The sequence below is a fragment of the Bacillus sp. FSL K6-2971 genome (assembly GCF_038006405.1).
GTDB lineage: Bacteria > Bacillota > Bacilli > Bacillales > Bacillaceae > Bacillus > Bacillus pumilus.
On sequence record NZ_JBBOVD010000001.1, the window covers coordinates 2885235 to 2908281 of the forward strand.

The 23047-nt window shown below is 38.8% G+C and carries 48 protein-coding genes; 1 reads left to right on the forward strand and 47 read right to left on the reverse strand.

Annotated elements, in window-relative coordinates:
• Positions 1-2: 2 nt before the first annotated feature.
• From MHI33_RS15375 to MHI33_RS15585, 43 genes are all read right to left on the reverse strand, one after another.
• Positions 3-722 (reverse strand): head maturation protease, ClpP-related, encoded by a 720-nt coding sequence (locus tag MHI33_RS15375; protein WP_319610305.1) that lies wholly within the window; start codon positions 720-722, stop codon positions 3-5.
• The gene (locus MHI33_RS15380; protein ID WP_340912350.1) at positions 679-1974 is read right to left on the reverse strand and encodes a phage portal protein; all 1296 of its coding nucleotides are present in this window, start codon (positions 1972-1974) and stop codon (positions 679-681) included. Before MHI33_RS15380 ends, MHI33_RS15375 begins: the two co-directional genes overlap by 44 nt.
• Before the next feature lie 2 nt (positions 1975-1976).
• A complete protein-coding gene (locus tag MHI33_RS15385) occupies positions 1977-2171 on the reverse strand; it encodes a DUF1056 domain-containing protein (protein ID WP_144626667.1) in 195 nt (64 codons plus the stop codon).
• Positions 2172-2186: 15 nt separating this feature from the next.
• Positions 2187-3878, reverse strand: coding sequence for a terminase large subunit (locus MHI33_RS15390; protein WP_340913853.1), 1692 nt, complete (start codon positions 3876-3878; stop codon positions 2187-2189).
• Between the two features lie 14 nt (positions 3879-3892).
• Positions 3893-4408, reverse strand: coding sequence for a phage terminase small subunit P27 family (locus MHI33_RS15395; protein WP_003216465.1), 516 nt, complete (start codon positions 4406-4408; stop codon positions 3893-3895).
• Positions 4409-4636: 228 nt separating this feature from the next.
• Positions 4637-5002, reverse strand: coding sequence for an HNH endonuclease (locus MHI33_RS15400; protein WP_340912356.1), 366 nt, complete (start codon positions 5000-5002; stop codon positions 4637-4639).
• Positions 4992-5348, reverse strand: a complete 357-nt coding sequence (locus MHI33_RS15405) for a hypothetical protein (protein ID WP_340912359.1) — start codon at positions 5346-5348, stop codon at positions 4992-4994. Before MHI33_RS15405 ends, MHI33_RS15400 begins: the two co-directional genes overlap by 11 nt.
• A 44-nt stretch (positions 5349-5392) precedes the next feature.
• A complete protein-coding gene (locus MHI33_RS15410; protein WP_340912362.1) occupies positions 5393-5701 on the reverse strand; it encodes a transglycosylase in 309 nt (102 codons plus the stop codon).
• Positions 5698-6021, reverse strand: coding sequence for a hypothetical protein (locus tag MHI33_RS15415; RefSeq protein WP_340912364.1), 324 nt, complete (start codon positions 6019-6021; stop codon positions 5698-5700). The genes MHI33_RS15410 and MHI33_RS15415 overlap by 4 nt, the downstream gene beginning before the upstream one ends.
• A complete protein-coding gene (locus tag MHI33_RS15420; protein ID WP_065098259.1) occupies positions 6018-6335 on the reverse strand; it encodes a hypothetical protein in 318 nt (105 codons plus the stop codon). The genes MHI33_RS15415 and MHI33_RS15420 overlap by 4 nt, the downstream gene beginning before the upstream one ends.
• A gap of 37 nt (positions 6336-6372) precedes the next feature.
• Positions 6373-6540: a hypothetical protein gene (locus MHI33_RS15425; RefSeq protein ID WP_340912367.1), complete on the reverse strand. Its 168-nt coding sequence runs from the start codon at positions 6538-6540 to the stop codon at positions 6373-6375.
• A gap of 31 nt (positions 6541-6571) precedes the next feature.
• Positions 6572-7066: a hypothetical protein gene (locus MHI33_RS15430; protein ID WP_340912369.1), complete on the reverse strand. Its 495-nt coding sequence runs from the start codon at positions 7064-7066 to the stop codon at positions 6572-6574.
• Positions 7067-7096: 30 nt separating this feature from the next.
• On the reverse strand, positions 7097-7339 hold the full coding sequence (locus MHI33_RS15435) for a hypothetical protein (RefSeq protein WP_340912370.1): 243 nt from the start codon (positions 7337-7339) through the stop codon (positions 7097-7099).
• Between the two features lie 208 nt (positions 7340-7547).
• Positions 7548-7841 (reverse strand): hypothetical protein, encoded by a 294-nt coding sequence (locus MHI33_RS15440; RefSeq protein ID WP_268507825.1) that lies wholly within the window; start codon positions 7839-7841, stop codon positions 7548-7550.
• A 158-nt stretch (positions 7842-7999) separates the two neighbouring features.
• Entirely contained in the window at positions 8000-8542 is a 543-nt protein-coding gene (locus tag MHI33_RS15445) for a site-specific integrase (protein WP_340912372.1), read from the reverse strand.
• Positions 8539-8985 (reverse strand): ArpU family phage packaging/lysis transcriptional regulator, encoded by a 447-nt coding sequence (locus tag MHI33_RS15450; RefSeq protein ID WP_340912374.1) that lies wholly within the window; start codon positions 8983-8985, stop codon positions 8539-8541. The genes MHI33_RS15445 and MHI33_RS15450 overlap by 4 nt, the downstream gene beginning before the upstream one ends.
• 13 nt (positions 8986-8998) lie before the next feature.
• Positions 8999-9121 (reverse strand): hypothetical protein, encoded by a 123-nt coding sequence (locus MHI33_RS15455; protein ID WP_017358206.1) that lies wholly within the window; start codon positions 9119-9121, stop codon positions 8999-9001.
• A gap of 107 nt (positions 9122-9228) precedes the next feature.
• A complete protein-coding gene (locus MHI33_RS15460; RefSeq protein ID WP_217012874.1) occupies positions 9229-9435 on the reverse strand; it encodes a hypothetical protein in 207 nt (68 codons plus the stop codon).
• Positions 9436-9472: 37 nt separating this feature from the next.
• Complete coding sequence (locus MHI33_RS15465) at positions 9473-9649, reverse strand: hypothetical protein (protein ID WP_268456086.1); 177 nt, start codon at positions 9647-9649, stop codon at positions 9473-9475.
• A gap of 16 nt (positions 9650-9665) precedes the next feature.
• Positions 9666-9956: a hypothetical protein gene (locus tag MHI33_RS15470; RefSeq protein ID WP_319610316.1), complete on the reverse strand. Its 291-nt coding sequence runs from the start codon at positions 9954-9956 to the stop codon at positions 9666-9668.
• A gap of 11 nt (positions 9957-9967) precedes the next feature.
• Positions 9968-10393 carry a hypothetical protein gene (locus MHI33_RS15475; protein WP_340912380.1) on the reverse strand — a complete coding sequence of 142 codons (426 nt, stop codon included), beginning with the start codon at positions 10391-10393 and terminating at the stop codon, positions 9968-9970.
• Between the two features lie 16 nt (positions 10394-10409).
• On the reverse strand, positions 10410-10751 hold the full coding sequence (locus tag MHI33_RS15480; RefSeq protein WP_268452759.1) for a hypothetical protein: 342 nt from the start codon (positions 10749-10751) through the stop codon (positions 10410-10412).
• Positions 10752-10754: 3 nt separating this feature from the next.
• Positions 10755-10982 carry a hypothetical protein gene (locus tag MHI33_RS15485; protein ID WP_268452757.1) on the reverse strand — a complete coding sequence of 76 codons (228 nt, stop codon included), beginning with the start codon at positions 10980-10982 and terminating at the stop codon, positions 10755-10757.
• Positions 10979-11461, reverse strand: a complete 483-nt coding sequence (locus MHI33_RS15490; RefSeq protein ID WP_340912383.1) for a hypothetical protein — start codon at positions 11459-11461, stop codon at positions 10979-10981. Before MHI33_RS15490 ends, MHI33_RS15485 begins: the two co-directional genes overlap by 4 nt.
• Positions 11458-11583 carry a hypothetical protein gene (locus MHI33_RS15495; RefSeq protein ID WP_260857004.1) on the reverse strand — a complete coding sequence of 42 codons (126 nt, stop codon included), beginning with the start codon at positions 11581-11583 and terminating at the stop codon, positions 11458-11460. The genes MHI33_RS15490 and MHI33_RS15495 overlap by 4 nt, the downstream gene beginning before the upstream one ends.
• Positions 11580-12041, reverse strand: a complete 462-nt coding sequence (locus MHI33_RS15500) for a hypothetical protein (RefSeq protein ID WP_340912387.1) — start codon at positions 12039-12041, stop codon at positions 11580-11582. Before MHI33_RS15500 ends, MHI33_RS15495 begins: the two co-directional genes overlap by 4 nt.
• Positions 12041-12634, reverse strand: coding sequence for a dUTP diphosphatase (locus tag MHI33_RS15505; RefSeq protein WP_340912389.1), 594 nt, complete (start codon positions 12632-12634; stop codon positions 12041-12043). Before MHI33_RS15505 ends, MHI33_RS15500 begins: the two co-directional genes overlap by 1 nt.
• Before the next feature lie 21 nt (positions 12635-12655).
• On the reverse strand, positions 12656-13117 hold the full coding sequence (locus tag MHI33_RS15510; RefSeq protein WP_340912392.1) for a hypothetical protein: 462 nt from the start codon (positions 13115-13117) through the stop codon (positions 12656-12658).
• Positions 13118-13145: 28 nt separating this feature from the next.
• Positions 13146-14132 carry a DNA-methyltransferase gene (locus MHI33_RS15515; RefSeq protein WP_340912395.1) on the reverse strand — a complete coding sequence of 329 codons (987 nt, stop codon included), beginning with the start codon at positions 14130-14132 and terminating at the stop codon, positions 13146-13148.
• A gap of 13 nt (positions 14133-14145) precedes the next feature.
• Positions 14146-14397, reverse strand: a complete 252-nt coding sequence (locus MHI33_RS15520) for a hypothetical protein (RefSeq protein ID WP_340912398.1) — start codon at positions 14395-14397, stop codon at positions 14146-14148.
• Entirely contained in the window at positions 14394-14660 is a 267-nt protein-coding gene (locus MHI33_RS15525; protein ID WP_340912400.1) for a hypothetical protein, read from the reverse strand. The genes MHI33_RS15520 and MHI33_RS15525 overlap by 4 nt, the downstream gene beginning before the upstream one ends.
• Entirely contained in the window at positions 14660-15046 is a 387-nt protein-coding gene (locus MHI33_RS15530; protein ID WP_340912403.1) for a hypothetical protein, read from the reverse strand. The genes MHI33_RS15525 and MHI33_RS15530 overlap by 1 nt, the downstream gene beginning before the upstream one ends.
• A complete protein-coding gene (locus MHI33_RS15535) occupies positions 15043-15294 on the reverse strand; it encodes a hypothetical protein (RefSeq protein WP_340912406.1) in 252 nt (83 codons plus the stop codon). Before MHI33_RS15535 ends, MHI33_RS15530 begins: the two co-directional genes overlap by 4 nt.
• Before the next feature lie 33 nt (positions 15295-15327).
• Positions 15328-15537: an XtrA/YqaO family protein gene (locus tag MHI33_RS15540; protein ID WP_340912409.1), complete on the reverse strand. Its 210-nt coding sequence runs from the start codon at positions 15535-15537 to the stop codon at positions 15328-15330.
• A 71-nt stretch (positions 15538-15608) separates the two neighbouring features.
• Positions 15609-15782 (reverse strand): hypothetical protein, encoded by a 174-nt coding sequence (locus tag MHI33_RS15545; protein ID WP_340912412.1) that lies wholly within the window; start codon positions 15780-15782, stop codon positions 15609-15611.
• 15 nt (positions 15783-15797) lie between these two features.
• On the reverse strand, positions 15798-15932 hold the full coding sequence (locus MHI33_RS15550; protein WP_155114469.1) for a BH0509 family protein: 135 nt from the start codon (positions 15930-15932) through the stop codon (positions 15798-15800).
• The gene (locus MHI33_RS15555; RefSeq protein WP_277518900.1) at positions 15932-16072 is read right to left on the reverse strand and encodes a hypothetical protein; all 141 of its coding nucleotides are present in this window, start codon (positions 16070-16072) and stop codon (positions 15932-15934) included. Before MHI33_RS15555 ends, MHI33_RS15550 begins: the two co-directional genes overlap by 1 nt.
• Entirely contained in the window at positions 16041-16568 is a 528-nt protein-coding gene (locus tag MHI33_RS15560) for a hypothetical protein (RefSeq protein WP_340912418.1), read from the reverse strand. The genes MHI33_RS15555 and MHI33_RS15560 overlap by 32 nt, the downstream gene beginning before the upstream one ends.
• Positions 16565-16720 (reverse strand): DUF6906 family protein, encoded by a 156-nt coding sequence (locus tag MHI33_RS15565; RefSeq protein ID WP_162837042.1) that lies wholly within the window; start codon positions 16718-16720, stop codon positions 16565-16567. Before MHI33_RS15565 ends, MHI33_RS15560 begins: the two co-directional genes overlap by 4 nt.
• A gap of 107 nt (positions 16721-16827) precedes the next feature.
• Complete coding sequence (locus MHI33_RS15570; protein ID WP_340912424.1) at positions 16828-17691, reverse strand: AAA family ATPase; 864 nt, start codon at positions 17689-17691, stop codon at positions 16828-16830.
• On the reverse strand, positions 17633-18478 hold the full coding sequence (locus MHI33_RS15575; protein ID WP_340912427.1) for a conserved phage C-terminal domain-containing protein: 846 nt from the start codon (positions 18476-18478) through the stop codon (positions 17633-17635). Before MHI33_RS15575 ends, MHI33_RS15570 begins: the two co-directional genes overlap by 59 nt.
• A gap of 61 nt (positions 18479-18539) precedes the next feature.
• Positions 18540-18692 (reverse strand): hypothetical protein, encoded by a 153-nt coding sequence (locus tag MHI33_RS15580; RefSeq protein WP_340912430.1) that lies wholly within the window; start codon positions 18690-18692, stop codon positions 18540-18542.
• 80 nt (positions 18693-18772) lie between these two features.
• Entirely contained in the window at positions 18773-18976 is a 204-nt protein-coding gene (locus MHI33_RS15585; RefSeq protein WP_340912431.1) for a helix-turn-helix domain-containing protein, read from the reverse strand.
• 170 nt (positions 18977-19146) lie between these two features.
• On the opposite strand from MHI33_RS15585, the gene MHI33_RS15590 reads away from it, so the two are divergent.
• Positions 19147-19575 (forward strand): helix-turn-helix domain-containing protein, encoded by a 429-nt coding sequence (locus tag MHI33_RS15590; RefSeq protein ID WP_340912433.1) that lies wholly within the window; start codon positions 19147-19149, stop codon positions 19573-19575.
• A gap of 225 nt (positions 19576-19800) precedes the next feature.
• Here the strand turns inward: MHI33_RS15590 and MHI33_RS15595 are convergent, their stop codons facing one another.
• The 4 genes from MHI33_RS15595 to MHI33_RS15610 form a co-directional block, all read right to left on the reverse strand.
• The gene (locus MHI33_RS15595) at positions 19801-19935 is read right to left on the reverse strand and encodes a hypothetical protein (RefSeq protein ID WP_017358233.1); all 135 of its coding nucleotides are present in this window, start codon (positions 19933-19935) and stop codon (positions 19801-19803) included.
• 19 nt (positions 19936-19954) lie between these two features.
• Complete coding sequence (locus MHI33_RS15600; RefSeq protein WP_340912437.1) at positions 19955-21061, reverse strand: AimR family lysis-lysogeny pheromone receptor; 1107 nt, start codon at positions 21059-21061, stop codon at positions 19955-19957.
• Positions 21062-21202: 141 nt separating this feature from the next.
• The gene (locus MHI33_RS15605) at positions 21203-21418 is read right to left on the reverse strand and encodes a helix-turn-helix domain-containing protein (RefSeq protein ID WP_340912440.1); all 216 of its coding nucleotides are present in this window, start codon (positions 21416-21418) and stop codon (positions 21203-21205) included.
• A 205-nt stretch (positions 21419-21623) separates the two neighbouring features.
• Positions 21624-22940 carry a CitMHS family transporter gene (locus tag MHI33_RS15610; RefSeq protein WP_044140038.1) on the reverse strand — a complete coding sequence of 439 codons (1317 nt, stop codon included), beginning with the start codon at positions 22938-22940 and terminating at the stop codon, positions 21624-21626.
• Positions 22941-23047: the final 107 nt, after the last annotated feature.

The following is a 23047-nucleotide window of genomic DNA, read 5'->3' on the forward strand; positions in this document are numbered from 1 at the left end:
CCCTAAATTTCTAGGAGTGCTGCATGTATGGCATTCTGTTGTTGTTTCAAGTTTATGATGTTCTCTTGATTGCTTTCAGGTTCTTTGGATAGTTTTGCAACGATCTTAGCAGGTATATTTTTGAACTGAGAAACAATGTTCTCATCTATCTGAGCTGCAACGTTTTTCTCCTCGGTGACTGCATCAGCTAACCCATATTGCAACGCCTCATCAGCTGTTAACCATGTTTCATTATCTAAAAGGTCGCGCAAGGTCGATTCTTCTAGTTTCTCTCCTGCCTTTGCCAAATAGGTTGAAACAATGCTATCAGTGATTTTGTCCAAGTCTTCTGCAGCTTTTCTAAATTCCGCTGCATTACCGATCATACCCATGTAAGGGTTATGGATCATCATCATTGAATTACTCGGCATCGTGATAGTGTCGCCAGCCATTGCAATGACAGAAGCTATGCTTCCTGCTAACGCATCGACATAAACGTTGATCTTCGCTTTATGCCGCTGCAGCATCGAGTGAATTGCTTGTCCCTCAAATACATCACCACCCGGTGAATTAATATAAAGATCAATTTCAGCGACTTCGCCCAAATCTTTCAAATCTGCTTGAAATGCTTTAGAAGAACTTTCACTAAACCAACCTTCTCCAGTAATAGAACCATACAAAGTTATTTCTGCAGAAACATCATTCAGTGGTTTCATGTTCCAATACTTCTTCTTTTTCTTCATCTCTATCACCCCCTTCCAGAGTCTTATTACTCACCCTGCTTAATTGATATTCTTTCATGATTGAAAGGGGAACTAGATTCAAATTGCCAAAATGCTCATCTCCGATTTCTCCAATACCTGTCATATCCTCTTTTTCTAGGATTTTATTAATAGTGAATGCTCCTACACGCTGCATGACTTCGTAAAATTCAGCTCTTGTTTTACTGTCTCCACGTAATTCTGTTTCCAAATTGAATTTAAAATAAAAGCCTTCTTTTAATTGAGCAGGAGTAAGGATTTTATCGTTCAATTCTTGTTCAATATTTGTCACAATAGGCTGCAAGGTTGTTTTCACGTAATCCAAAGACTGTGACTCGATATTCGAAAAGGTCGCCCGGTCCAATTCCCCAATTTTATGAGGTGGCACTTTATAGATGGAGGCTATTTGCTGACGATTCCATTTCATAGATTCAATAAATTGAGCATCTTTCATAGGCATTGTTACTTGTGAATAATCAAGACCCGCATCAAGTACCGCAATGGATTGACCTGCGTTGACTTCTTCCCAATCATCTCTAAGAACCTTCTTACTCTCTCTATTCAACAAAGACGGTGTTTTGATGACACCAAACGGTGCCCCACCATTTTTGTAAAACTTAGCATTGAATTTTGTGGCTGCCCTATTTGATCCAATATTATCTCGAATAACAGATATAGGTGTTTGACCTACGATGCCATCTAAAGATAGGTTTTTGAAGTGCAGGACTTCATGATAGTGCAGTTCAATATACTTTCCATTGATCGTAGTTGAGTACCAAACTTTCCCCGTATCCGGGTCAATATTTGTATTTGTTGACTCGGGATTAAGTGGGTAAATCGCTTTGACATCACCATCACTATTATAGACAAGACGATTGTAGCTGTTCCCCCAGGTTGCCATTCTTAACATGACAAGAGCTTTCCACGTAAAACTGGTCATATACGGGTTTACCTTATGCAAAATCATCCTGCTAATGTCGTTTTGAATAGTCTTTACGCTTCCTTCTTTGCTCTGAAATAATTTTATAGGGAGTTTGGCTGCATCTTCGGCAAGCACTTTCACACAAGCGTACACATCTGGATGTAAAATCGCATTTTCAGAAGAGACATGCTCCCCTGATGACGTTTCAACACCAGCAAATATGTTTCGAAACCACTTAGCAGGATTCAATAGAGACCCGCTATCTTCTTCCGCTACACGATTTTCAATCTTCGGTCGTCCTCGTAATAACAAATTCATTCACCCCTATCTATTTCATCTTCTTTATTTTGATTCAGGGTGATTCTGCTAATTAAAAAAGCAGTGGAAACGAAAAAAACACCTGAGACAAAAAGCCCGGTGTTTACTGATATTCTAAAACATGCAATTGCAATTAAAACCATTCCAAGTATAAGAAAAACATCCTCTAAGTATTTTGACCACTCTTTCATTCAACAGCTCTCCTTCTAAAAACTAAATTGGCCAGACTGGATATATTCATTTAAGTCAAAATGCTGATTTACTTGACTGGCTCTCACATGAGCGTTTATAAGTGCAGCTGCTGGATCAATACGTTGTGACGATTTTGATTTATCAAGCATGATATTCTCCTGCGCGTCAATCTTCGTGACGGCATTCCCCATCGCCCACGTTAATAGATCATTGTTGTCATGGATTAATTTTCGCGATTTAGCTTTCTCACGTAAATCTTTGGTCGGCTCAGATAAGGTTTGCACCCCTTGCCTAATCTCGATCATGACATATCCATCAGCTTCCATTTGTTGCGCAAATTGCGTTGCGTTATATGGATCATATCCAATCTCTTTGATTTTCCACCCTTTTTCTATTTCCATTCTTTTGATGTACGCACGAATATAGTCATAGTCAACGACAGCACCATCAGTAAGAGTTAGCCAACCTTTTTTGACCCACAAATCATACGGTACCTTGTCAGTTTTCATCCTTTCATGAAACGTATCTTCTGGCATAAAGCCATGCGCTGTAACATAATACATCCCATTTTCGAGTGGAAATTCAAAACTGGCGGCTGTTAAATCAATACGTTTTGATAGGTCAATCCCTGCATAACATTCCTTACCTTTTAAATCTGGTAGACCCTCACTCAACCCGCAATCAGACCATGCTTGCATATCCATATATCCGTTTGATCGCATGTTCACCCAAATATCCATATTTTTGGTGAGGAAATCACGCATTTTTTCCGGTACATTCAAAGCCATTTCCAAACGCCGTCTTAAATAATTTATGCCAAACTCGTGTTTTGCAAGTATCGGATTCGCTTTTTCCCATTTACTCTCGTCTTTAATATCATCATCTGCATCTAACTCATTAATCATTGCAAAGTAATGGTCATTTTTCTCTACCATATTTGGATCTAAAAGACGAGAAGCAAAATTGTACTCGACACGGTAAGCAGGATTATTCAATTCAGGTCCAGCAGTTGTGATAATTACCATTAAAGGTTGTGATCTTGCTCCCATACCCGATTCAATAACATCATATATTTCTGATGTTGGGTGAGCATGATATTCATCAATAATTCCACATTGGGGATTAAATCCATCTCCTGTTTTCCCGGCATCTTTTGCAAGTGGTGTGATAATTGATTTTGTTTTAATATGTTCAATTGTCCCATATGCTACCTTATATTTTTTTGATGGTTTATTGAGAAGATCGCTACCCTCAATTTGAGCATTTATTTCTTTCCAGCAAATCTTGGCCTGCTCTTTTTTGGTGGCACCTATATACACTTCCGACATACTTTCTCCAAGCGCCATTGCTTCATAAGACCCAACAGTTGCTAAACTTTGAGTCTTTGCATTTTTACGGCCAACTTGCCAATATACAGTTGTAAAACGGCGAGTGTCAGTATCTTTGTGGACCCATCCATAGACATTGCCAAAAATAAAAATCTGAATAGGATCAGGATCAATATTCTCGCCTGCTAATGGCCCTTTGGTATGTTTAAATTGAGTCATCCAAAAAAGAAATCTGCGTGCTTTTTCTTCATCGAATACATACGGAAACTCTTCTGTTCCTTCTCGTTCAACATCATTCAAAAAACGTTGACAAGCCCAAATGTGTTTTTGGCAAGCTACAATTTCCCCTTGTAGAACATCATTTGAGTAATCAATCATAAACTGCTTAATTGTCACACGTTATCAAACTCCTTCTCAGCAGCCGTCTTTTCCCGAATCTCCTGCGTTTTGGTGATCGCTAGTTTTGCGCGGGCTGATGGAGTAAGACCAAAATCATTTGCAGCTGACTTCATTTGATCAAAGAAGTTCTTTTGTCTTTTCAATAATGGGTGTTCTTCTCCAATCAATTCAATTGGATTTCCGTCCTCATCAAATCCATCTTTATGAACCATGAGTCCATCTTCCTCTATCACCTTGGTAATAGAAATATATTGAGAATAGGCATTACAATAGGCGGCCAACATGCTGATGTCTGCCTCCGTTATAATGTCCACTTCCTTTAATAGCTCGGCAATCCGTTTAAATTCCTTTTTTGCAACCTTATCTAACCAGGATGGAGGTTTGATATTGTTTGATCGCATTTTCATTTTCTGTTCTTGCTCAGCACGCATTTCCAATTCGTTAGTATTTTTCTTGTTTGGGTTACCTTGTATCAATTGAAGCGTTGCGGATTTTGCAGGTCTCGGCATATTTTTCACCTCATTCCGTTTCAAATTTTTGAAATTTATGCTTGTTTTTGAGCATAATCATGCTATGATCGAATTAACAACAAAACCAGTCATACCAAGCCCTCTCGGTATTTTCACCGAGGGGGTTTTTCGTGTTTTTGGAAACTTTGAAAAGCGGTGTTTGTTTGCAGACGACGGCTCACCGATCTTCACAAAGCCGTTTTCTAGGGATTTAACGCCGGGGGGTACCTATGACCCTCGCTTACCATGAACCTTGTTGTGACAGCTATTACACAAGCTTTCAAGGTTGTTTAGGTCTAATCGCTTGCCCCAATCTTGTTTAAGTTCGATCTTGTGATGAACCATGTCAGCAGGTACGACACGATTTTGTTTTAAACAGCTTTGACAAAGGTAATTGTCTCTCATTAGAACAAGTTGTCTTGTCTGTTTCCATTCTCTTGATTTATAAAAACTTGTTGATTGTTTATCTCGAACATGATTGTTGTAATACTTCGCTTCCTGCTGCTTGCCATCAGCATGAGCAGGACAATAACCATCCCTTGTTAAATCTCTGCACCCTCGCACCTTACACTCTCTCAATGGTTTAGGTGGCATTGGATTCACCAGCTTCCCACTGATCTATCATTGCAAACAAAACAAAGGCATGGAGATGCCCTACTTTCTGTACGGCATAAAACTCCCTGTACTCTTTTTGATATGATGCTAGATAGGATCGAGCTGCTTCATAGGACAGAGTCTGGCTGACATGTAGGAGGCTGTCTATAGCTTGCCTATCCCTCACACCATAAGACCCAAGCATCCCTAACCCCCTGATGATCTCCCCATCCGCCCATATGCATCCCCTTTTATTAAGGGCTTTAAGACCGTTATACAATTGGTCTGTCCTTATTGCGTGTCCAATTGCTGTGTTGATGATTAGTTCCCTGAGTGAGTTGTCCACGTTGTGTCCCTCCCCAAAATAAAAAGCACCCCGAAGGATGCTAATTAACTATATTGTTGTTTTACTTTATCAATTAAAGGCAGCATAAGACGTTTGACACTTTCATGTAACTGTGTATACTTTTCAAAACGCCGTTGTGCGCTTCTATGTGTCGTTGCTTGTTCATAAAAGGTGCGCGCCTTCCTCAATTCTCGCAATTTCTGACGTATGACTTTATTCGTTACAGAAACAATATTTACGTTTCCGCAATGAGGACAAAGAAAGAATTGAACTACAATTCCTTTCGCTTCTTTTATCTCTCTCACTTCCACAGCATAATATGTTTGGCATTTCTCGCACAAAACATCATTCATTTCATATTACCTTTTTGGAGAATGTAGACCCCTCGTTCTTTGTCCCAAACTAGATCATCTTTATCAATTTTGCGTTCTTCGTACGGAACATATTTTCCATCTACCGTCATTTCCCTAACTTTTTTCATTGCTTGTTCAAAACTCGCTGCAATTCTCTTTTCATCTAATAGAGTTGACTTGTCTACTTCAATAACATCCAAACACATTCCCCCATCAAGAATCATAATACCAGTCTGTGCTGCTTTCATAGCTTCTTCTCTAATGTTCTCCTTTGTCCCCTGATCTAGTATACAATTCGTTTTAATAACTAATATTTTCATTTGATTTCCTCCTCATTGATATGAATTACTTCAATAGCATTCTCCTTTAACCATTGAAATTCATAGCAGTTGATTATTGGATTTCGATAATAGCCCGGCAGTAAAATTAAAATTGTTTCGCTAGGATTCACCCCGTCTAACATTGCTGCATCCCTAGAAACATAGCGCGGGTATTTATACTGTGGAAATTTCTTTTTTAAATCTTGCCATAGCGCTCTTGCATGCCTTGTAGTTTTCCCTACAATGAAAGTCCTTGTGCATTGCTTTGAACATCCTTTTAAGATTAAGAGTTCTACCACAGATAACTCCTCCATATAAAAAGCACCTATCCAATGGAAAGGCGCTTCACATTTATTTCTTCACTTGATGCTTGATGAGGTTGTTATACTCTTCAAACCACTCAAGGGGAATTTCTGATCTTGCTGATATTCTTCGTTCAATAGCTGCCGCTAGATCTTCGACTCTACGTTCATCATGTATCCACTTAGGAATAACACCTAAAGGCGGTTCTATTGTCATACCATTACCTCCTGTAATTTATTTCACTCGCTTAGAATAATTTAATCTCTACACCTTGCACTAAGGCATAGATAAAATCTTTCTCTGTCGGATAATTCTTTTCAACGATTTTTGTCAAAGAAATCAAATCGTTGGTGTCAATAGGTAATAGTCTGTTGACGCCATCTTTTTTTGAATAAACAATAATGTTCTTATTCGTCATTCTCTTTTCTTCTTTTTGAAAAGCAATATATTTTAGATTAGCTTCTATATTCGCTAACGGTGGCAAACCTAGAACAGACCTTGCTTCGTTAATTGAGATATTTCCAGAATTAATATCATTCAAAAGCTGTTCAGCTTGCATTCGTTCATCATCAACCGTCAGGTTTCCGCTTGATTCCTTCATGGCAATGGTTTCTAATGCTTTTGCATAGGATGGAGAAATTCCAGTGATGCTTATAGCCTGTGCAACCCACTTTTTGACTGCAGCACTACCCCCTACACCTTTGTCTGTTGCCGCAGGGGTTGTTTTATTTTTGTCGCTCATACTGTTACCTCCTGTCTTTATTACGCAGATTCAATCAGCAAGACCATTCATCAGCATATCAATTATGCGCTCTTGCGCTTCCTTGAAAGACATATCCTCGGCATCAAGGAATGTATACTCTGATTTAATCATATTGCCCTTGTGTTTAATTTCAGCATTCACAACGACATAAGGAACACTCTTAAACGGTATGAGTAAATCTGCTCCTCGATATAACTCCTCAACTTCTTCTTTCATGTGTCGCTCCATAGAAATTACAGTTACTTCTACCACAGCTAACACCTCCATATAAAAAAGCGACCTCCACAATGGAAGCCGCTCTCAATTTATCACCTAATACCATTATAACCGCTCTCAGACAAAATGCTGTGCCAAGATCGTGCCAAAAATGTGCCATTTTCATGCCAATCAAAAAAGCGACCTCCGCAATGGAAGCCGCTCTTAAATTAATTACCTTTTGTGATAGCTTTAATCATTTTATTCACCACCTCCTAGAAGCTTTATTTTTATTCCTACTAAACATTTTATTGGCCAAAGCGTGCAAATCATCTTCGGCTTTACTTCTAAGGATATCAGAAACATCTTTACCAATCACTTTCCTATTCCCAACTCTGTACCCTTTATCGTTAAGTTCATCCGCAACCTTGCTGACGCTTTCATTCAACACATAGAGTTTAACCGCTTCTTTTTCGAACGTATCGGCATTGTAATTCTCCACCATCTCTATGAAATTCTCCAATTCTCTAATTCGATTTCTTGCCTGTTCAATGTTCATGCTTATCATCTTCCTCCTGAGTAAATTTGACTGCATTATAAAACATAGCGTGTTGCACTCACGGGATCGCTGAAATCCTTGCCACATAAACCTTTTTCGGAATTTCTTTAATGACTGCACTCTTTGATATTTTTTGGTGCAGATATATCTAAAAAAAATTATATCTTAAACTTCATCATTGCGGAATCCATGTTGTCTTGGTTGATTCCGATGTATCTCAATGTAATATCTGGGCTGGCATGATTGAATATTTCTTGAAGCATTGCCACGTCCTTTGTCTGTTTATAGAAATGGTAGCCGAAGGTCTTCCTTAATGTGTGCGTGCCAATTTCAGTAATGTTCACTTGTTCAGCCGCTTCTCTAAGAATCCGATATGCCACAGATCTATCTATTGCTTTATTTTCCCCTTGCCTGCTTTTAATCACGTATGAACCGTCTTTTAGGTCCTTAGCATAGGCAATCAATTCATTTCTAACTGATGGCGGTATACGAATTCTCTTTCGCTTCTTTGTTTTTGTTTCTCTGAGGATCAGATGTGTTTTCAGCAAATCTTCTTTTTTGACCTTAAGGATATCAGATATCCTTAAGCCGGTACTGATCCCCAATATGAACAATATATAATTCCTTCGGTTTTTCCTTTTTAGATAAGCCTTCATTTGCTCCACCTTTTCAAAGTCTCTTATGGGCTGAACAAAATTCATGACTTGTCCCCCTTGTACACTTCTTCCCTAAGCGCGAAGGCTAAACGGTAAAAGGCTTTATTTTTGAATCGGTAATAGTTCCGGTGGCTGAGACCCATGTCCACATAAATCTCGTAATCGAACATTTCTTCATCCTGCATATAGAGCATAACTAAAATGCGGCGCTCTTTTTGCGTAAGGCGATTAATTGCACGCTGAATCCGTTTCATGAATTGATCACGCTCGATTTCCCAATCCATTTTTTTAAGGGCTGCATCCTCGGTCGATGAATGAAACTGATTGGAAAAACTAGGCGGTGTAATGGTATATGTTGTTGTGATCTTCGGAAGAAAGTCTTCCGGCGTTTGTAACCTAAGCATTTTATATTTTTCCATCATTTTTTCCATTTTTAATCTTGTTTTTTCCTCGTCGATCTGCGGAATGTCTAAACTTGTTTGATTCATGATAATCCCCCCTTTATTTTCTGCGCATTGCCCCGCCTTTGGCTCGTTTTAACCTCTGCATGTTTTGCCCCATCAACTCTCTTAAATCTCTGTCAGTGAGCTTCTGCGGCTGTTTTTTTGGTTTCTCCTTCTTCATGGTGCCTCTCCTTTCAGACAAATAAAAAACGGACACCAACCAGCACCCGTAAAAGGTGTTGATCAGTGTCCGCAGGCTCTCCGTCTTGGACTTATTTAGTTGTTTGATTAATTAAATTCGATTCCGTATTCATCACCATGATCCTCAATGAATTCCTTCAAAAAATCATCTAATTTATCGTAAAAGAACGAATCATCTTCCGCGCCGTTTATGAATTTCTCTATGTCTTTTTCATTAAGCTTTAATTCCGATAGACCTTCTCCATTCTCTAACTGAAATTTAAAGAAATTCCTAAATGCTTGTCTTGGATTCATACTTTATTCTCCTTTTGGCTCGTGCCGCTTTTTATAGTCATTCGAAAACTTTCGACCTTGCATATCTCAATAATTCGTAATCCTTTGCGCTGATATTCACATTTGCTTCACCACAGTGAGCACAATAGATGTTTCCCGGATGATTAAGCTCGTCAATGTATGTCCATTCATCACAATCTTCACAGTAGTAGCTGTGCAATTCTTCTGCTTTCATTCCGCTACCTCCAATCTCATACTATGCCTTCAAGTAATTTCAAAATATCTTCGATGTCCTTTTTTTCGACATAATGATGTTTTGCCCTTACACATATTAATTTGATTTCCTGCATTACTTTCACACATTCGTATAAGCCTCTTAACTCCCTATCGCTATTCAGACCCTTTTCAGCCAGTCTAATAAGGAACGCCATATCGGATACCTCTATATCGTAATAGGGTAAAGTCTCACCCACAGACAGTGCCATATCAACACAATCTGAGTAAGACTCTTTTATTTTTTCTAACTCTTTTTTCTCATCCATTCCGCTACCGCCTATCGGATATTAAATTTAACTGATTCAAACGTTCCGATATACTTCTTTTTTGCTGAATCCGTGTAGCAGTCCAGCTGGATCACGTATGTTCCTTTGCCAGTGCGTTTGCGGATTTCTTTAACACTAAACGACTTTAGAGGCGTGGCCGCTTTGAAGCTGCCTCTTTGCACAAGATTCGTATCTGTTAAACCGCCACCGCTTCGCTTTTTGTAAACGCCAGCGGTGTAATAAAGCGTACTCGCTCCTTTCTTTTCCGCTCTCCAATCGACCGTTTTTGCTCCTGCATAGTAATTGGTGTCATCGGTAAAGACTCGTGCTTGATGACCATATCCCTCGGTTTGCCAGTTTGACCATACTGCCGCAGCAGACGGCGCATAAAGCACCGCCGCAATAATAATAGTTAGTGTGATTAGTAGTTTTTTCATTATCATTTTCCCCCTCTTATCTAAATTCCAATGGTTCATTTTGTTGATGCGCTAGTTCCATTCCCTCTGCAAGATAGAGAGCGTTGATTTTATCTCTATCATCATCCGGCCAATCACGGACAAGTTGACGCAATCTAGCAGCAACAGTTTTACAAACGTCAGGCGGTAAGTCATCTTCACAGTCTGAATGATCCAGCAATGGAATGATGTCATCATCATAGTTCTCAAATGGTATATCTCCACCAAAGCCCTGCATATCATCTAAATTCATTCCGATACATGCTGCTAACTTTCTTCTAAAATTACCGAATCCGCTGTATGCCCAATGTGCAGCGCAATGAGTAAAATCTAATCCCATGATTCATTCCCCTTCCCAGTGCCCATTTCTTTTCATAACGTCAATTATTTCATGGATATATGGCTCATCTTGATTAATAATCACATAGTTGTTAGAAGGCTTTTTTCCATCTTTTTTCCGACCTTCTTCTATATACATTTCCACCTCTACTAGATGCTCCAAAAATTTCGTTAGTTGATCTCTTGGAACATATTTAGAAGCATCACGAACACTCAAAATTGAATATTTCATAGTAGGCTCCCGTCAATGATCAGCACCATTTCTTCTTCGTTTGTTAAATGCTCAAGCACTTCTTTGACCGGGATCACATTGTTGTCCTCTCCATTTACTCGGCTGTATATGATTGCTGCATATGCTTCTGTAACTTCGGTTATTTCTTCTGATAATCCGCCATTATCATCAGCGACAACATCAGTATAGATTGTCATAGCATTTTCATCGTTTTTCGCTTTGATCAGTGCGTAATACGGCTCGTTTACCTCATAAAACTTCATTTCTTCTTTTTTGCTTTTAGCCTGTTCCTCAAGTAGCTGAATTGCAGATTCGAGATATGTCGCAAAATCAAGCGTCTCTTCTTGAGCGTGTTTCATCCAGCCTTTCAAATCATAGGAGGAGGTTTTGACCTCACCCCCGTACTTTTTCAGGCCTTTTTCCTGCTGCTTGTGTAGCTTTGTAATTACAGATGATATAATCGGGTTGTTTTCGTTCATCGTGCTTCCTCCTTCTCGTCGAACATTTTCAAAATTTCTCTAATGATCCTCTGCTGCGCCAAAAGGTTTTTTTCGCAAGACAAGTTTTCAAGTAACTCTCTGAGTTCTTCTCTTTTCTTCATAACTCTGCTTCCTCCAATAGATCAGGATTTTGATAGATGTTGCCTATACGTTGATAGTAATCAAGCTCAATCATTGAGTTTTGAACGAGATATTCAGGTACAACTTCAAAACCGTCTTCATCAGTGGCCTTTGGATTTACCGCTTCCGCATAAAAACCTACACATTTTGAAGGTTCGTACTCATTGCCGCTCCCATCCTGTTCATATTTTCCGAATTTCACAACAGCCACATAATCACCTGCGAAATGAGAAACTTTGATTAAGTCACCTACAAAGACATCTAGTTTTTGCTCTAAGGGTACGCATAGATCACGAGAGATCAATTCGTATTCAGTTTCATCGAAGCACGGTGACAGCTTTTTTGCTACCCGCGCTTCTAGTTGACTAGTAGAATACTTTTTGATCTCAATGTTTCCTGAAAAACGATGCTTGAAAATGTATCTGATAACAATATCCATCAGTATCCCTCCTGCTGCCGTTTGTGATTGACGGCGTTCTTTTCCATGTACGCTTTTTCTATTTGTTCAGGTGTGAAGCCGAAGCCAACGACTCCAATCGCCAAGAACAATCCCCAAGCTATATGGAAGTGTTGTTTTTTACTTTCTTCATCCTTGAGCATTCGAGAATTCAATAAGCTCCATTGCATCTCCACGAAAACTCCTGAAAGCCCTCCGTCAAATCCTGCTTCTTTGAAATCCACAATCGCTTCTTCTGATACATTTAACTCCTCTTTCCATCCCTTTTTAAGGGCAATTGATAAGAAGAAGTGTAGGCAGTCCGCATATTCTTCTAGCAACGGATAGGATTTATAACCGTATTCAGGCTTCCATTCAAGATCATCCCTATATGTCATCCAGTTGTATTCAGGTTGTTTAGGCTCTTGAATATTACTCCAATGCTTGAACCAGCGACCTTCATTAGCAAATTCGCCTAGTTCGGTGATAAGTGCAACATATGTGTTAGGAAGAAGGTCTTGACCTTCCAGCCCTTTTTCTCGGATGATGCGGTCATCTAGCTCTTTTTGCATTTCAAACATTTTTTGTAGGTTCATTTAAGTTGGCCCCTTTTCGATTTAATTTAACGAGAATGATGGAACTGCTCGGAATTCAATGTGTTTGCGTTGTCTTGACCATCCGTTTATAAATGGTTTTGAATCTCTGTAAAGAGACTCAAACATTTCTTTACAAATATCTCTATGAAACTTCCATATCATTAACTCTTCATTCAACGAACCTTCAATATCTTTACGTTCCCATAAGTTCCAATCATCCCATGCATCACTTTCTAGCCAACTTTCTAAATCATAATCTGATTCAAAGACGAAGAAAGAATCACCATCATCGAGCGAATACAGTAGAAACAATTCATCGTGCATGTTACCTTCCTCCATAGTTTCTGATGCTGAACTAGGGTCCAAGGTTCGAATTACATTTAGGTTTCTTGTGTTTCGCTCGTCCGTTTTTTTCAGTTCTTCTTTTATAAAATCAACCGCTTCCCTGAGCGTTTCAAAATCTTTTAACACTTGTTCACTCATACCGTTTCCTCCTAAGCCGCTAGGCTGTTTATAGATGGTGCAACAGTTCGATTTGCACGCCGTTTAAGCGTTTATTTGCGATCTTTATATATTCAGGATTCAATTCAATTCCGATAAAATTTCTACTATGCTTGAGTGCCGCTATGCCCGTTGTTCCTGATCCCATGAATGGATCCAATATAATGCCATCAACAGGGCAGCCAGCTAATACACACGGCTCTATCAGCTCCACTGGATATGTTGCAAAGTGAGCGTCTTTGGTTGGCTTGGTTGCAACGGTCCATACTGAACGCTTATTCCGCTTATTTCTGATAGCTCTGAATGCTAAGTCACCATACTTCCCTTTGAATGAACCACGGGGCTTGTCTTCTCTTCGCCCTTGTTGTTCCATTCCGAATGCGCCTCGTGATCCTCTTGGTGGATCCGGAAACGGTTTATAGGCAGCTTCTTCTTTAATTGCTTCATAATCGTAGTAATACTTTTGTGATTTTGAGAGAAGAAAAATATATTCATGTGAGCTTGTTGGTCTATCCCTCACACTCTCCGGCATGGCATTGGGTTTATTCCAAACGATGTCTTTTCTCAGGTACCAGCCATCTTCTTGAAGAGCGAAAGCGACACGCCACGGCAAGCCTATTAAATCTTTTGATTTTAATCCGACTACTTTGTTTGAAAGATTTATAACGCCGCTTCTTTGACCAATAGATTGTTTATGTTCAGTACCTGGATGAGTACGGCCATTCGCAATTCTTCCGCGGCCGCTTCCAGCATAAGCGTCACCTAGATTCAGCCAGACGGTGCCATCATCTTTTAAAACTCTCTTAATCTCTCTGAATAAAGAGACGATCTTTTGAATGTATTCTTGAACGGTTTCTTCTAAACCGATTTGTTCAGTCATGCCGTAGTCTCTTAACCCCCAATAAGGCGGGCTTGTGATCACGGTTTGAATTGTATCCGGTGGCAGCGATTGAACAACTTTTATGCAATCACCTTGAATGATTTGATTTAGTTCCATATCGCACCCCTTTCTAGTTTCCGACTAACCCAGCAACCGCAATAATCCCCATGAAAAACAGTAGCGTGAAAATAACAGGCCCGTTTGATTCCCTTTTAGCCATGACGACATTACCCTCTATTACAAGGTCATCATTTTCACGCACCAGCATTGGTACAACGTTTTCCGGCACTTTAAGATGGACAGCAGCATCCTGAATCGTGATCGCTTGATGTTTGCAGGCTTTGACAGTCTGTGAAAGCTCGATATGTTTTGGTAGACTCATCGTTGCTCCTCCTTCACCACATAGCCATTTGTTAAAGCACTCATTAAGTCATGCGGATCAACATCATTTAAAGGTGTGAATAATAGTTCCCACGGCGGTGTATCGCCTCTTTTTACTAGCCAATGTTCAAATACAAACAATCCATTTAATCTAACGCCACGTTCCATCCCGTGTGATTCGTAATATTTCACGCCTGCTTCTACCGCCTTGGCTTGTTCTTTAGTTAACTCGATTTTTGAAGAAGTAGTAATTGAAAGACTCATTATTTCCCCGCCTCCATTAGTAAAGATCGCTGTAAGTTTTTCAGTTCAATGGTGACATCGGCTAGTTGCTCCGTAGCTAAATTCGCCTGTGTCTCGGCTTTTTTCCACTCGTTCAAATACTGTTCGTTCTTCCTATTAGACTTTCTTAATTCGCCTTTCAATCTCTGAATCTCGTTGTATAGGTCCATTTCTGACTCAATGACAGGCACGTCTACTTTTTGAAGAAATTCAGTAGCGAAGTGTCCTGAAAAACCTTCTAGGAAAACAGCAGGTGCGCTTGGATTAAATTCATCACCTTTACACTTCCATACTCTTCCTTCGTTTAGCACCGCTTCCACGCATGTATGCATGACTACCATGTCGCCTTTTTTGAGTTTCTGACTCATACTTTTTCACCGTCCAATCGCTTCATAAAAACAAATTCATAATGCTTCTCAAGGTTTTTCAGGACTTCTGATCCACCTCTGTGAAACTCAGATTTAGTTCTTTTAAATTGTTTCTGCTCCCAATCCAGTTCGTTTAAGAAAAACTGTGAGAATGAGTAAAGAGCATCATTCTTTTTCTCTATTTCTCTTTTTAAACATTCGACCTCATGCGAAAGGGCCTCAACGCTTAATTGATCTTTTGATAACATCGTGGTTCCTCCCCCGCAGGGGATGAACCCCTGCTATTGTTTAGTTTTATAACTGAAATCAAATCTAACTCGGTCAAAACTCCCTTTAATCGTTTCAATGATTGTGTGACCGTGTTCTGGAGCCTCTATGTAATGCGCAGTGTTGTTGATCCCGTCCAGCACGATCACTTGCACCTTTCCTTGTTCAACTACTGTTGTGAAAGGCTCGTTTTTTGTTAATGAGACAGTCTGTGGTCTATTCACAATCTTCACTCCAATGTGATATAATTAAGGTTCCTAAGTTTTAATTACTCACATTGAACAGATGTGAATTCTTACCACTGAGATTCAACGGATTGATCTGTGCGCTTCCAACGCCAGTCTTTACGTTTGAGTCTCTTTTTATATGGTTTTGGTGGGTGCTGCTGCCTATATGCTTCTAGTTCATCCTCTGACATAACCCACGCTTTCACTGGACCTGCTTTGTATGGATTCACTACAGTTTCCAATATGCTCACCTCCTTTTATTCATCACGTTGCGGAACGTTGAGATTAAAGATTCTTTCGAGTTCTTCGTCTGATAGTTTTTCGCAATATTCGCGACCAACATTGTTGAGACTCAACCACTCGATCATTAACGCTCTATCATCACTGGTCATCACTTGATGCCTCCCCTCTTTTTGAGGTGGCGAACAGCTACTGTTTTTAGCTGTTTCGGACAATCTTCATATCTCGCAATGACTTCGAGTTGTCTTGCCGTTGCTTTCTCAAATGGCAACAGGATGCTTTTTCTTTTCATGCTTGTACTCCTTTCCTAGTGCGCCGCCTTTACGTGGTTCGATCTTGCCTAGTTCGGCTTGATCTATAATCAGCAACAGGATGTCATGGACATTGCGGGCCAAACGATTTGCGATGTGTCTAATCGGCTCATGTTCCTGCCACATTTGTCTAAATAAAATAATGTCTTTTTCATCCCATATGAAATCGCTGTGCGGACAAGCGTAGTAAACCGGTTGTTGTTCAAACAGCCTGCGTAAATCTCTTTTTTTGTAGCTCATTGCGCTTTTTTTGATATAGATAGGCTCGTTTGCGCCGACACCGTTAGGACGCTCCTTGATCTTTCCTCTTTTCGAAAAATCAATCATCAGTAGCAACACTTCTTCTGATGGTCGGTTAAATAACTCCGCCATCTCTTCGATCGATCTGCCTTCGTACCAGTAATCCAAAAATCTCTTGAGGCCAACAATCGTCCATTCGAAATTGACATGATCCAAAATGATTCTAATGACACTCATTTCGCAATTTCCTTTCTTCGCCCAACCTCTTTATGCACAATATGCATGGATGCTGCCAGATTCTTTTCCACGTGCCAGTAACGAGGGTTCAACCCATTCACTACTAGGATTTTTCTTTCTGAGCGTGTTGGTTTTCTGCCGCCTTTTTTCATTTCAGCGCGCCTCCTTATGTTTTTTATATTCGTTCAGACTTACTTTCAGCTGATCTATTAAACTATCAACCTTCTCAGATGTGATTTTGCTCATGTTTTACACTCCCTTAGAACGGCAATACTTCTTTACGCTTGTCCGATGTGTCTTTAAAAATGATGTACTGCTGCTTTTGGGTGATGCGTGATACTAACTTGCTGTCATACATTTGATACAGCTTTTCGCTAGTCAGGTTTGTGGTATAGATCGTCACTTTATCCTGCCTAGCGGATGTGACTTTGTAGATGAGGCGATGAATGAAATCACTGGCTTTACTATCCGAATGTTCAGACCCTGTTTCTGCACCGATGTCATCTATCACGAGATAATCGGCTTCCCCCATCAACTGAGTCACATATGCTTCTGTGTACTTGCTCTCTTTGTTGCTGAATGAATCTTTAATTGCCGTAGCAGCATCTTCCATATTGATAAACAAACATGATTGACCTTTGTCTTTAGGGTTGTTGGGATCTGGAGGCACATTAAGTTCTTTAAGTGCTGCATATGCAAGGTGACTCTTCCCCACTCCCGGATGGCCCTGCAAAAATATGTTGAACACTTCACCTTGTTGCAAGTGTTTAACAAGATCCATCATTCGTTTTTTATTCTTTGTCTCTTCTGGCTCAGATACATCGTAATTATCAAACGCTGCTTGAGAGACAGTTCGATCCCTGAACATGCTTCGTTTTTCCAACGTGTTATATTTTTTCTGCCGCTGGCTATATTCAATTTGACTTTCTAAGTCTTTTTGCAATTTCTTCGATTCTTCTTCCAGTTCACATCGAGGGCAAATAACTTTCCCGTTCATCACCATCATTCGGACAGGTTTTACAACATCTTCACTGCCACGAGTGTATGTGTGCTTATTACAATAATCAGAATGGAAGGTCATTTTGTCGGTTACTTCGGCTGCCACCGCCTTTATGCTGTGCACGCTTTATCACCTCATCACTGTTGTTTAAGTAACCTTCGAATTTTGTCCCAAAAAGTGTTTCGGGACGAAGAAATTTACTCATGTCAGGGTTATCACGCCATTCATAGCACTTTGCTAAGATGACCTTTTTAAAGTCCTCGAACCTGAATCCCTCGTTCCACCTTGCTTTTATTAGTTGCTGTGTCTTTGGTGTAGTGTGACGGTAATTTTTCTCTGACATTTGATTGAGAAGATCCGTTATGAGTTTGAATGGGATTTCTGATTCATCCGCAGTCGGGTTGCCCGACAATATATCTTTCTTTTCTTTTTCTTCTTCTTTTTCTTCTTCTTCTTGTCCACTTGTCGTCGGCGTGTCGTGTAACGTATCGTCGGCGTATCGTTCAAATAAATCCCGAATGTTGGTGTTCTCGATTTTTGGATAAAGTACCCTCATAAGAGATTTATCTTTAACCTCTCTTAATTCTTTCGTGACACAGTCTAAGATTGGCTTTCCACCTTTATTCAAGTTGTATTTAGGCCAATTCTTTATTGCCATTTCCCTTGTGTCATTGTTATAAAGGATCAGTTTATGATGATTTACAAAACGATCCATCAAGCTGTTGACCGACTCAATGGAATATCCTAAATCAAAAGCCATTTGCTTTTTGGTAATTGGGTATATTCCTATTTGAGTAGTGTTAGGATTGGTAATAAGGTACAGATAAAAATATCTATCTTCTGGTGTTAGTTCTTCTGTAACTTTGGGATCTTGCCAAAAAGTTGTATAGACATGGCGAAATTTTGCCACGAGTTACTCACCTCTTTTTTTGATTAAGCTTGTCCTTCAAAAAAAGGTGAAACAAATAGTTTCAAGCCTCTTTTATTTCTTTAAGTTTTTCTTTTTTTACTACTGTGTAATATGGCGCTACTGCTTCAATAAAGAGTTTTTCTCGATCTTCTGTTCCAAAGAAAACCTCTCCCACGAACAGGTTGCTTTTTTTCTTTTTTTTTCTTTGAGCCATAAGATCACCTCGAAACATAATATGCAATGTGGACGGAGGGACTACCCTTCGAATTTCGCTTACTACAGGAAGCACTTAGTTTAAAAAAAATAAGCTGGTGGCAAATTTAGTTTTTCGCTTAATTTAACTAAAGAAGAGTGCGACGGGTTAGCTCTTCCTTTTTCTAGCTTGCAAATATAAGAACTAGAAAACCCTGTAACCAAGCCGAATTGGCGTTGAGTTTCATTTCTTTCTGACCTTATTTTTTTGATTTTTTCTGCAAAAGAAACAGGTTCACGGTCCATTGTTTTCACCTCCTGAACGCTTCCTTTAGGAAGCACAAGTAAAATATACCATCCTTCTACTTTAAGTGCAACCATAAATTTCATAAATGTTTCTTATAGGAATCTTAAACATGATATAATTAAAGTTGTTGTTACTAATCAGTAGCGTTAAATCGAGGTGACTTTATTTTATGGATGAAAAGAAAAATGAGTTAATCGGAATAAACTTAAAAAGACTAAGAGAAGAACAAAAGCCAAAGCTGTCTATCAGAAAACTTGCTGATGAAGTTGGTTTAAGTAACGGCTACTTATCAAAACTTGAAACGGGAAAAATTAAAAAACCTTCTTTGGAAGCTTTGACAAAACTCGCAGATTTTTTCAATGTTGATCCCACGTACTTTGTAACAAATTCAAAGGACATTGAAAAAATGGGTAAAGAGGCTGAAAAAGTAGTTTTCGCGAAAGAACTAACTCTTGAGAATATCAAAAATGCAAACATTATAGATGCAGAGGGCAAACAAATAACAGATGATGAACGTAATTTCATGTTAGATGCCCTTAAAAATTACAGAGCTTCTAAAGCTAAATTTTTTGAAGACGATTCACCTGAAGAGGATTGATTTTGATCTTCTTTTTTTGTTGCTTCTAAGATTTCCATTAATTCTTCATATTTTATAGCCATTTCTCTTCCCTCCAAGGAACATTTGTTCTGTTTATATTTTAATCCATATTAGAAATATTTAAAAGAATTTCCTGTTTTCGTTTTTTTTGAAAACAGGAAACTTCCCCAGAAAACACGAAAGACGATACCTGATTATAGGTAACGTCTTTTTAACATCTTATATTTACATTCCCGGTCTTACATCTTTTGTTTCATATATTGTTTCTGGGTTGTTAGTGATAAGTGAGTGAATTTCCGAAACAACTATTGTTGCTCCTAGTGTAACTGTTAAAACAATTACATTGAAACGTTTAGTCATGTATAGCACCCCCTAACTCTTAGAGTGTATACCTAAATCCAATTCTATTCAATTCATTTTTTGGAAAACTTGCCCTGAAATAATCTTTGCTTTTTGAAAAATAATGATGTGATAATAGTAATTTTTCTGATGAAGATTCTTTTATTCCATCAAAAAGAAGTGCATATTTATGATATTTTTCATCTTTATAATATTCGCTTAAATCTCCATCATCTTTTAACAAAATGGTAAATTCACTCACAGCTGCAAATTCATCATTGATTCTCTTATTCCAGTATTTTTGAAGAAAAGCAATCTCTTCTTTATTCTCAATTATTTCGGCCTGCCTATCAGGGAAGTTTGAATAAAGGTCAATACATTTAAGATAATAAGATATTGATTGTTCATAAGATTCCAGAAAATATGAAAGACCTAAAATATGATAAGCAGTAATATTGTGAGCCGTACTGAAATTTCTATCCAAAATCCTGTTAGCTATTTTTCTTGATTGGAATAATTCTGTTTTTTGCTTTAAGTAAATATTAACCTGAATTTCATCTAATCTAGCGCCATATGCCATTTTTAGAAACGGATCACTAATCTGAAACAACAAGTCATTTATTTGATCAATAGTATATATGGTTAAATCATAAAGACCATTCAAATAATAGTAATAAACTTGTAAGACCTTCACCATGATCTCAGTTTCCAAAAATGTGGTTTTGAAATTTCTCAAGTTATCTAAAAAAGCAATCCTTTCAAATGTAAATCTCGACTCAATCATTAATGAATATAAAGAACATAACTCTTGAGTCTTGGGATTCCTTTTGCTTTTATACTCTCGTGCAATAACACTTGTATAATCGTACAACTGTTTGGAATAACAATATTCCAAAGCAGCAGGAATATTTTTAGAACTAATGCCTTCTTTAAAATAATTCAAAATAAGTTCAATTTCGTTCGCTTTGTCAATGTGATTAATGATCTTATGAACAATCCAGAACGAGACATCTTTGCCATTTAAAAATTTACTTAAATAACTACTGCTTATACCAAGCTTTGCTGCAACTTGTTTTTGACTTTCTTTAGACATTTCTATTGAGTTTCTTAAATGTGTCCGTAAGTCTTTCGCGATTGTACTTGTCATATATGATCACCTTACCATTGTTAAATTTATCATGAAGTACAAAAAAATGTTGTCGGAAATTGTCGCAGAAGTATGAATTTTTGATCTAATATCTAAGTAATTGCTTTCTTAGATTCAATTATAATCCTTTTGTGTAACTTATTAACATATGACTTTCGGAGTCATTTTTTTATTTATTAGAGGGGTTGGTTTGCAAAGGGTATGCTTATCATTCGAAATATGATTTCGAACAGTCTTTTCGCTAATAAAAAGCTCGCTTGCAATTTCTTTTGTTGTTTTATCTTGGACGAGCAATTCGAATACTTCTCTTTCTCTTTTGGTTAATAGCGGCTTGGATTGAAACTCTTTCTCCTTCAAGTATTGTAACCCTCCTTGCTAAGGTGAGAGCTCTAGTCTCTATAGAATGGGATTCTGTATAGTCGAGATATCATATGCCGGTTGCTCGAGGTAGGTGACGTTAAAATCAAGAAATCCCGCATATGAGCGTCCATTTTGTGCGCTTTTATCCGCACAAAAAAGGACGAGTCTCCTACCTGAGACATCGTCCTTTTCATACACATATTTAAAAGATAGAAATGGCTCCAGTTAACAAAGCAATAAGCGTTGTAAAAAGGGCAGTTAACACAGTCCACAGCAGTGCATATTTTTGCAAATCACCAATATCTTTGTTCAGCATACTGACAAGAAGCAGCGTTGAAGCCACAAGAGGGCTCAGCAAGTGAACAGGCTGTCCGATAATAGAGGCACGTGCAATCTCCACCGGATCAATTCCGTATGCTGCACCGGCCTCAGCCAGAATGGGCAGCACCCCGAAATAATAAGCATCATTTGAAAGAACAAATGTAAATGGCATACTCGTCAAAGCAACAATCAGCGGAAAAAATGAGCTGTAGGAATCCGGAATCATGTAAATGACCAAATGAGCAATGGACTCCACCATTTTTGTCCCCGAAAAAATGCCTGTGAAAATCCCTGCTGCAAACACAAGGGTAATGACCGTTAAGGCATTTCCTGCATGCGACAAAATTCTCTCGCGCTGATCTTCAACCTTTGGATAGTTGATCATGAGAGCGATGACAAATCCAATTAAGAAGAGAACTGGAATCGGTACGATATCTAAAACAAGTGTCGCCATCACCGCAATCGTCAAGAAGAAGTTCACCCAAATGAGGTTGGGTCTTTTCATATCTTCTACTCCATCTTCTATTGACGCTGCCAATTCAGGGGAGATCGAGGCCTCTTCTTTGTACTGAATCTCTGCAACCCCAATTCGTTTCCGCTCTTTTTTTCCAAGCACATACGCAGTAAAAAGAATAAAAAGACCGCCTCCAACCATTGTTGGAATTAATGGAATAAAAAATTCACCAGCATCTAATCCAAGCGCCGCGATGGCACGGGTAGCCGGACCGCCCCAAGGCGTCATTCCGCTCATAATTCCTAAAGACAATAATGAAATCGTTCCTAAAATTAATGGGTTCATCCCAATTCTTAAGAAAAGTGGTAGCATTGCTGATACGGTGATCATATACGTTGTTGTTCCATCACCATCTAAAGCAACAAGCATAGACAAAATCGCTACCCCAAAAGCAATTTTGACAGGATCACCTTTTACAATACGTAAAATGAGTTTAATCAGAGGATCAAATAATCCAGCATCCAGCATGACACCAAAGAATAAAATGGCAAATAACAATAAAGCAGCTGATGGTGCAACAGTTTTCAGTCCATCAAGCATCATGTCCCCTAATCCTTTGTTAAAGCCACCGATCAATGCAAATATGATAGGTACAACGGTTAGAGCCACCACCGGATGCATACGTTTCGTCATAATAAGAAATGTAAATGTCAAGACCATTAAGATCCCTAAAATAGCTAGCACTTTATATCCCTCCATCCTCTTCTTTACATGATCTGCAAGCGCCCCCTTGCACTTGCGATCTATATGTTAGCGCTTTCTATTTCAAGGATATAATAGCTTTTTTCATA

What these genes read in the sequence shown, in the direction of transcription:
- MHI33_RS15375 (WP_319610305.1), bottom strand. Translation starts at nt 722, where the DNA reads ATGAAGAAAAAGAAGAAGTATTGGAACATGAAACCACTGAATGATGTT.
- MHI33_RS15385 (WP_144626667.1), bottom strand. Translation starts at nt 2,171, where the DNA reads ATGAAAGAGTGGTCAAAATACTTAGAGGATGTTTTTCTTATACTTGGA.
- MHI33_RS15390 (WP_340913853.1), bottom strand. Translation starts at nt 3,878, where the DNA reads ATGATTGATTACTCAAATGATGTTCTACAAGGGGAAATTGTAGCTTGC.
- MHI33_RS15395 (WP_003216465.1), bottom strand. Translation starts at nt 4,408, where the DNA reads ATGCCGAGACCTGCAAAATCCGCAACGCTTCAATTGATACAAGGTAAC.
- MHI33_RS15400 (WP_340912356.1), bottom strand. Translation starts at nt 5,002, where the DNA reads ATGCCACCTAAACCATTGAGAGAGTGTAAGGTGCGAGGGTGCAGAGAT.
- MHI33_RS15410 (WP_340912362.1), bottom strand. Translation starts at nt 5,701, where the DNA reads ATGAATGATGTTTTGTGCGAGAAATGCCAAACATATTATGCTGTGGAA.
- MHI33_RS15415 (WP_340912364.1), bottom strand. Translation starts at nt 6,021, where the DNA reads ATGAAAATATTAGTTATTAAAACGAATTGTATACTAGATCAGGGGACA.
- MHI33_RS15420 (WP_065098259.1), bottom strand. Translation starts at nt 6,335, where the DNA reads ATGGAGGAGTTATCTGTGGTAGAACTCTTAATCTTAAAAGGATGTTCA.
- MHI33_RS15425 (WP_340912367.1), bottom strand. Translation starts at nt 6,540, where the DNA reads ATGACAATAGAACCGCCTTTAGGTGTTATTCCTAAGTGGATACATGAT.
- MHI33_RS15430 (WP_340912369.1), bottom strand. Translation starts at nt 7,066, where the DNA reads ATGAGCGACAAAAATAAAACAACCCCTGCGGCAACAGACAAAGGTGTA.
- MHI33_RS15440 (WP_268507825.1), bottom strand. Translation starts at nt 7,841, where the DNA reads ATGAACATTGAACAGGCAAGAAATCGAATTAGAGAATTGGAGAATTTC.
- MHI33_RS15445 (WP_340912372.1), bottom strand. Translation starts at nt 8,542, where the DNA reads ATGAATTTTGTTCAGCCCATAAGAGACTTTGAAAAGGTGGAGCAAATG.
- MHI33_RS15450 (WP_340912374.1), bottom strand. Translation starts at nt 8,985, where the DNA reads ATGAATCAAACAAGTTTAGACATTCCGCAGATCGACGAGGAAAAAACA.
- MHI33_RS15455 (WP_017358206.1), bottom strand. Translation starts at nt 9,121, where the DNA reads ATGAAGAAGGAGAAACCAAAAAAACAGCCGCAGAAGCTCACTGACAGA.
- MHI33_RS15460 (WP_217012874.1), bottom strand. Translation starts at nt 9,435, where the DNA reads ATGAATCCAAGACAAGCATTTAGGAATTTCTTTAAATTTCAGTTAGAG.
- MHI33_RS15465 (WP_268456086.1), bottom strand. Translation starts at nt 9,649, where the DNA reads ATGAAAGCAGAAGAATTGCACAGCTACTACTGTGAAGATTGTGATGAA.
- MHI33_RS15470 (WP_319610316.1), bottom strand. Translation starts at nt 9,956, where the DNA reads ATGGATGAGAAAAAAGAGTTAGAAAAAATAAAAGAGTCTTACTCAGAT.
- MHI33_RS15475 (WP_340912380.1), bottom strand. Translation starts at nt 10,393, where the DNA reads ATGAAAAAACTACTAATCACACTAACTATTATTATTGCGGCGGTGCTT.
- MHI33_RS15480 (WP_268452759.1), bottom strand. Translation starts at nt 10,751, where the DNA reads ATGGGATTAGATTTTACTCATTGCGCTGCACATTGGGCATACAGCGGA.
- MHI33_RS15485 (WP_268452757.1), bottom strand. Translation starts at nt 10,982, where the DNA reads ATGAAATATTCAATTTTGAGTGTTCGTGATGCTTCTAAATATGTTCCA.
- MHI33_RS15490 (WP_340912383.1), bottom strand. Translation starts at nt 11,461, where the DNA reads ATGAACGAAAACAACCCGATTATATCATCTGTAATTACAAAGCTACAC.
- MHI33_RS15495 (WP_260857004.1), bottom strand. Translation starts at nt 11,583, where the DNA reads ATGAAGAAAAGAGAAGAACTCAGAGAGTTACTTGAAAACTTGTCTTGC.
- MHI33_RS15500 (WP_340912387.1), bottom strand. Translation starts at nt 12,041, where the DNA reads ATGGATATTGTTATCAGATACATTTTCAAGCATCGTTTTTCAGGAAAC.
- MHI33_RS15505 (WP_340912389.1), bottom strand. Translation starts at nt 12,634, where the DNA reads ATGAACCTACAAAAAATGTTTGAAATGCAAAAAGAGCTAGATGACCGC.
- MHI33_RS15510 (WP_340912392.1), bottom strand. Translation starts at nt 13,117, where the DNA reads ATGAGTGAACAAGTGTTAAAAGATTTTGAAACGCTCAGGGAAGCGGTT.
- MHI33_RS15515 (WP_340912395.1), bottom strand. Translation starts at nt 14,132, where the DNA reads ATGGAACTAAATCAAATCATTCAAGGTGATTGCATAAAAGTTGTTCAA.
- MHI33_RS15520 (WP_340912398.1), bottom strand. Translation starts at nt 14,397, where the DNA reads ATGAGTCTACCAAAACATATCGAGCTTTCACAGACTGTCAAAGCCTGC.
- MHI33_RS15525 (WP_340912400.1), bottom strand. Translation starts at nt 14,660, where the DNA reads ATGAGTCTTTCAATTACTACTTCTTCAAAAATCGAGTTAACTAAAGAA.
- MHI33_RS15530 (WP_340912403.1), bottom strand. Translation starts at nt 15,046, where the DNA reads ATGAGTCAGAAACTCAAAAAAGGCGACATGGTAGTCATGCATACATGC.
- MHI33_RS15535 (WP_340912406.1), bottom strand. Translation starts at nt 15,294, where the DNA reads ATGTTATCAAAAGATCAATTAAGCGTTGAGGCCCTTTCGCATGAGGTC.
- MHI33_RS15550 (WP_155114469.1), bottom strand. Translation starts at nt 15,932, where the DNA reads ATGACCAGTGATGATAGAGCGTTAATGATCGAGTGGTTGAGTCTCAAC.
- MHI33_RS15555 (WP_277518900.1), bottom strand. Translation starts at nt 16,072, where the DNA reads ATGAAAAGAAAAAGCATCCTGTTGCCATTTGAGAAAGCAACGGCAAGA.
- MHI33_RS15560 (WP_340912418.1), bottom strand. Translation starts at nt 16,568, where the DNA reads ATGAGTGTCATTAGAATCATTTTGGATCATGTCAATTTCGAATGGACG.
- MHI33_RS15565 (WP_162837042.1), bottom strand. Translation starts at nt 16,720, where the DNA reads ATGAAAAAAGGCGGCAGAAAACCAACACGCTCAGAAAGAAAAATCCTA.
- MHI33_RS15580 (WP_340912430.1), bottom strand. Translation starts at nt 18,692, where the DNA reads ATGGCTCAAAGAAAAAAAAAGAAAAAAAGCAACCTGTTCGTGGGAGAG.
- MHI33_RS15585 (WP_340912431.1), bottom strand. Translation starts at nt 18,976, where the DNA reads ATGGACCGTGAACCTGTTTCTTTTGCAGAAAAAATCAAAAAAATAAGG.
- MHI33_RS15590 (WP_340912433.1), top strand. Translation starts at nt 19,147, where the DNA reads ATGGATGAAAAGAAAAATGAGTTAATCGGAATAAACTTAAAAAGACTA.
- MHI33_RS15595 (WP_017358233.1), bottom strand. Translation starts at nt 19,935, where the DNA reads ATGACTAAACGTTTCAATGTAATTGTTTTAACAGTTACACTAGGAGCA.
- MHI33_RS15600 (WP_340912437.1), bottom strand. Translation starts at nt 21,061, where the DNA reads ATGACAAGTACAATCGCGAAAGACTTACGGACACATTTAAGAAACTCA.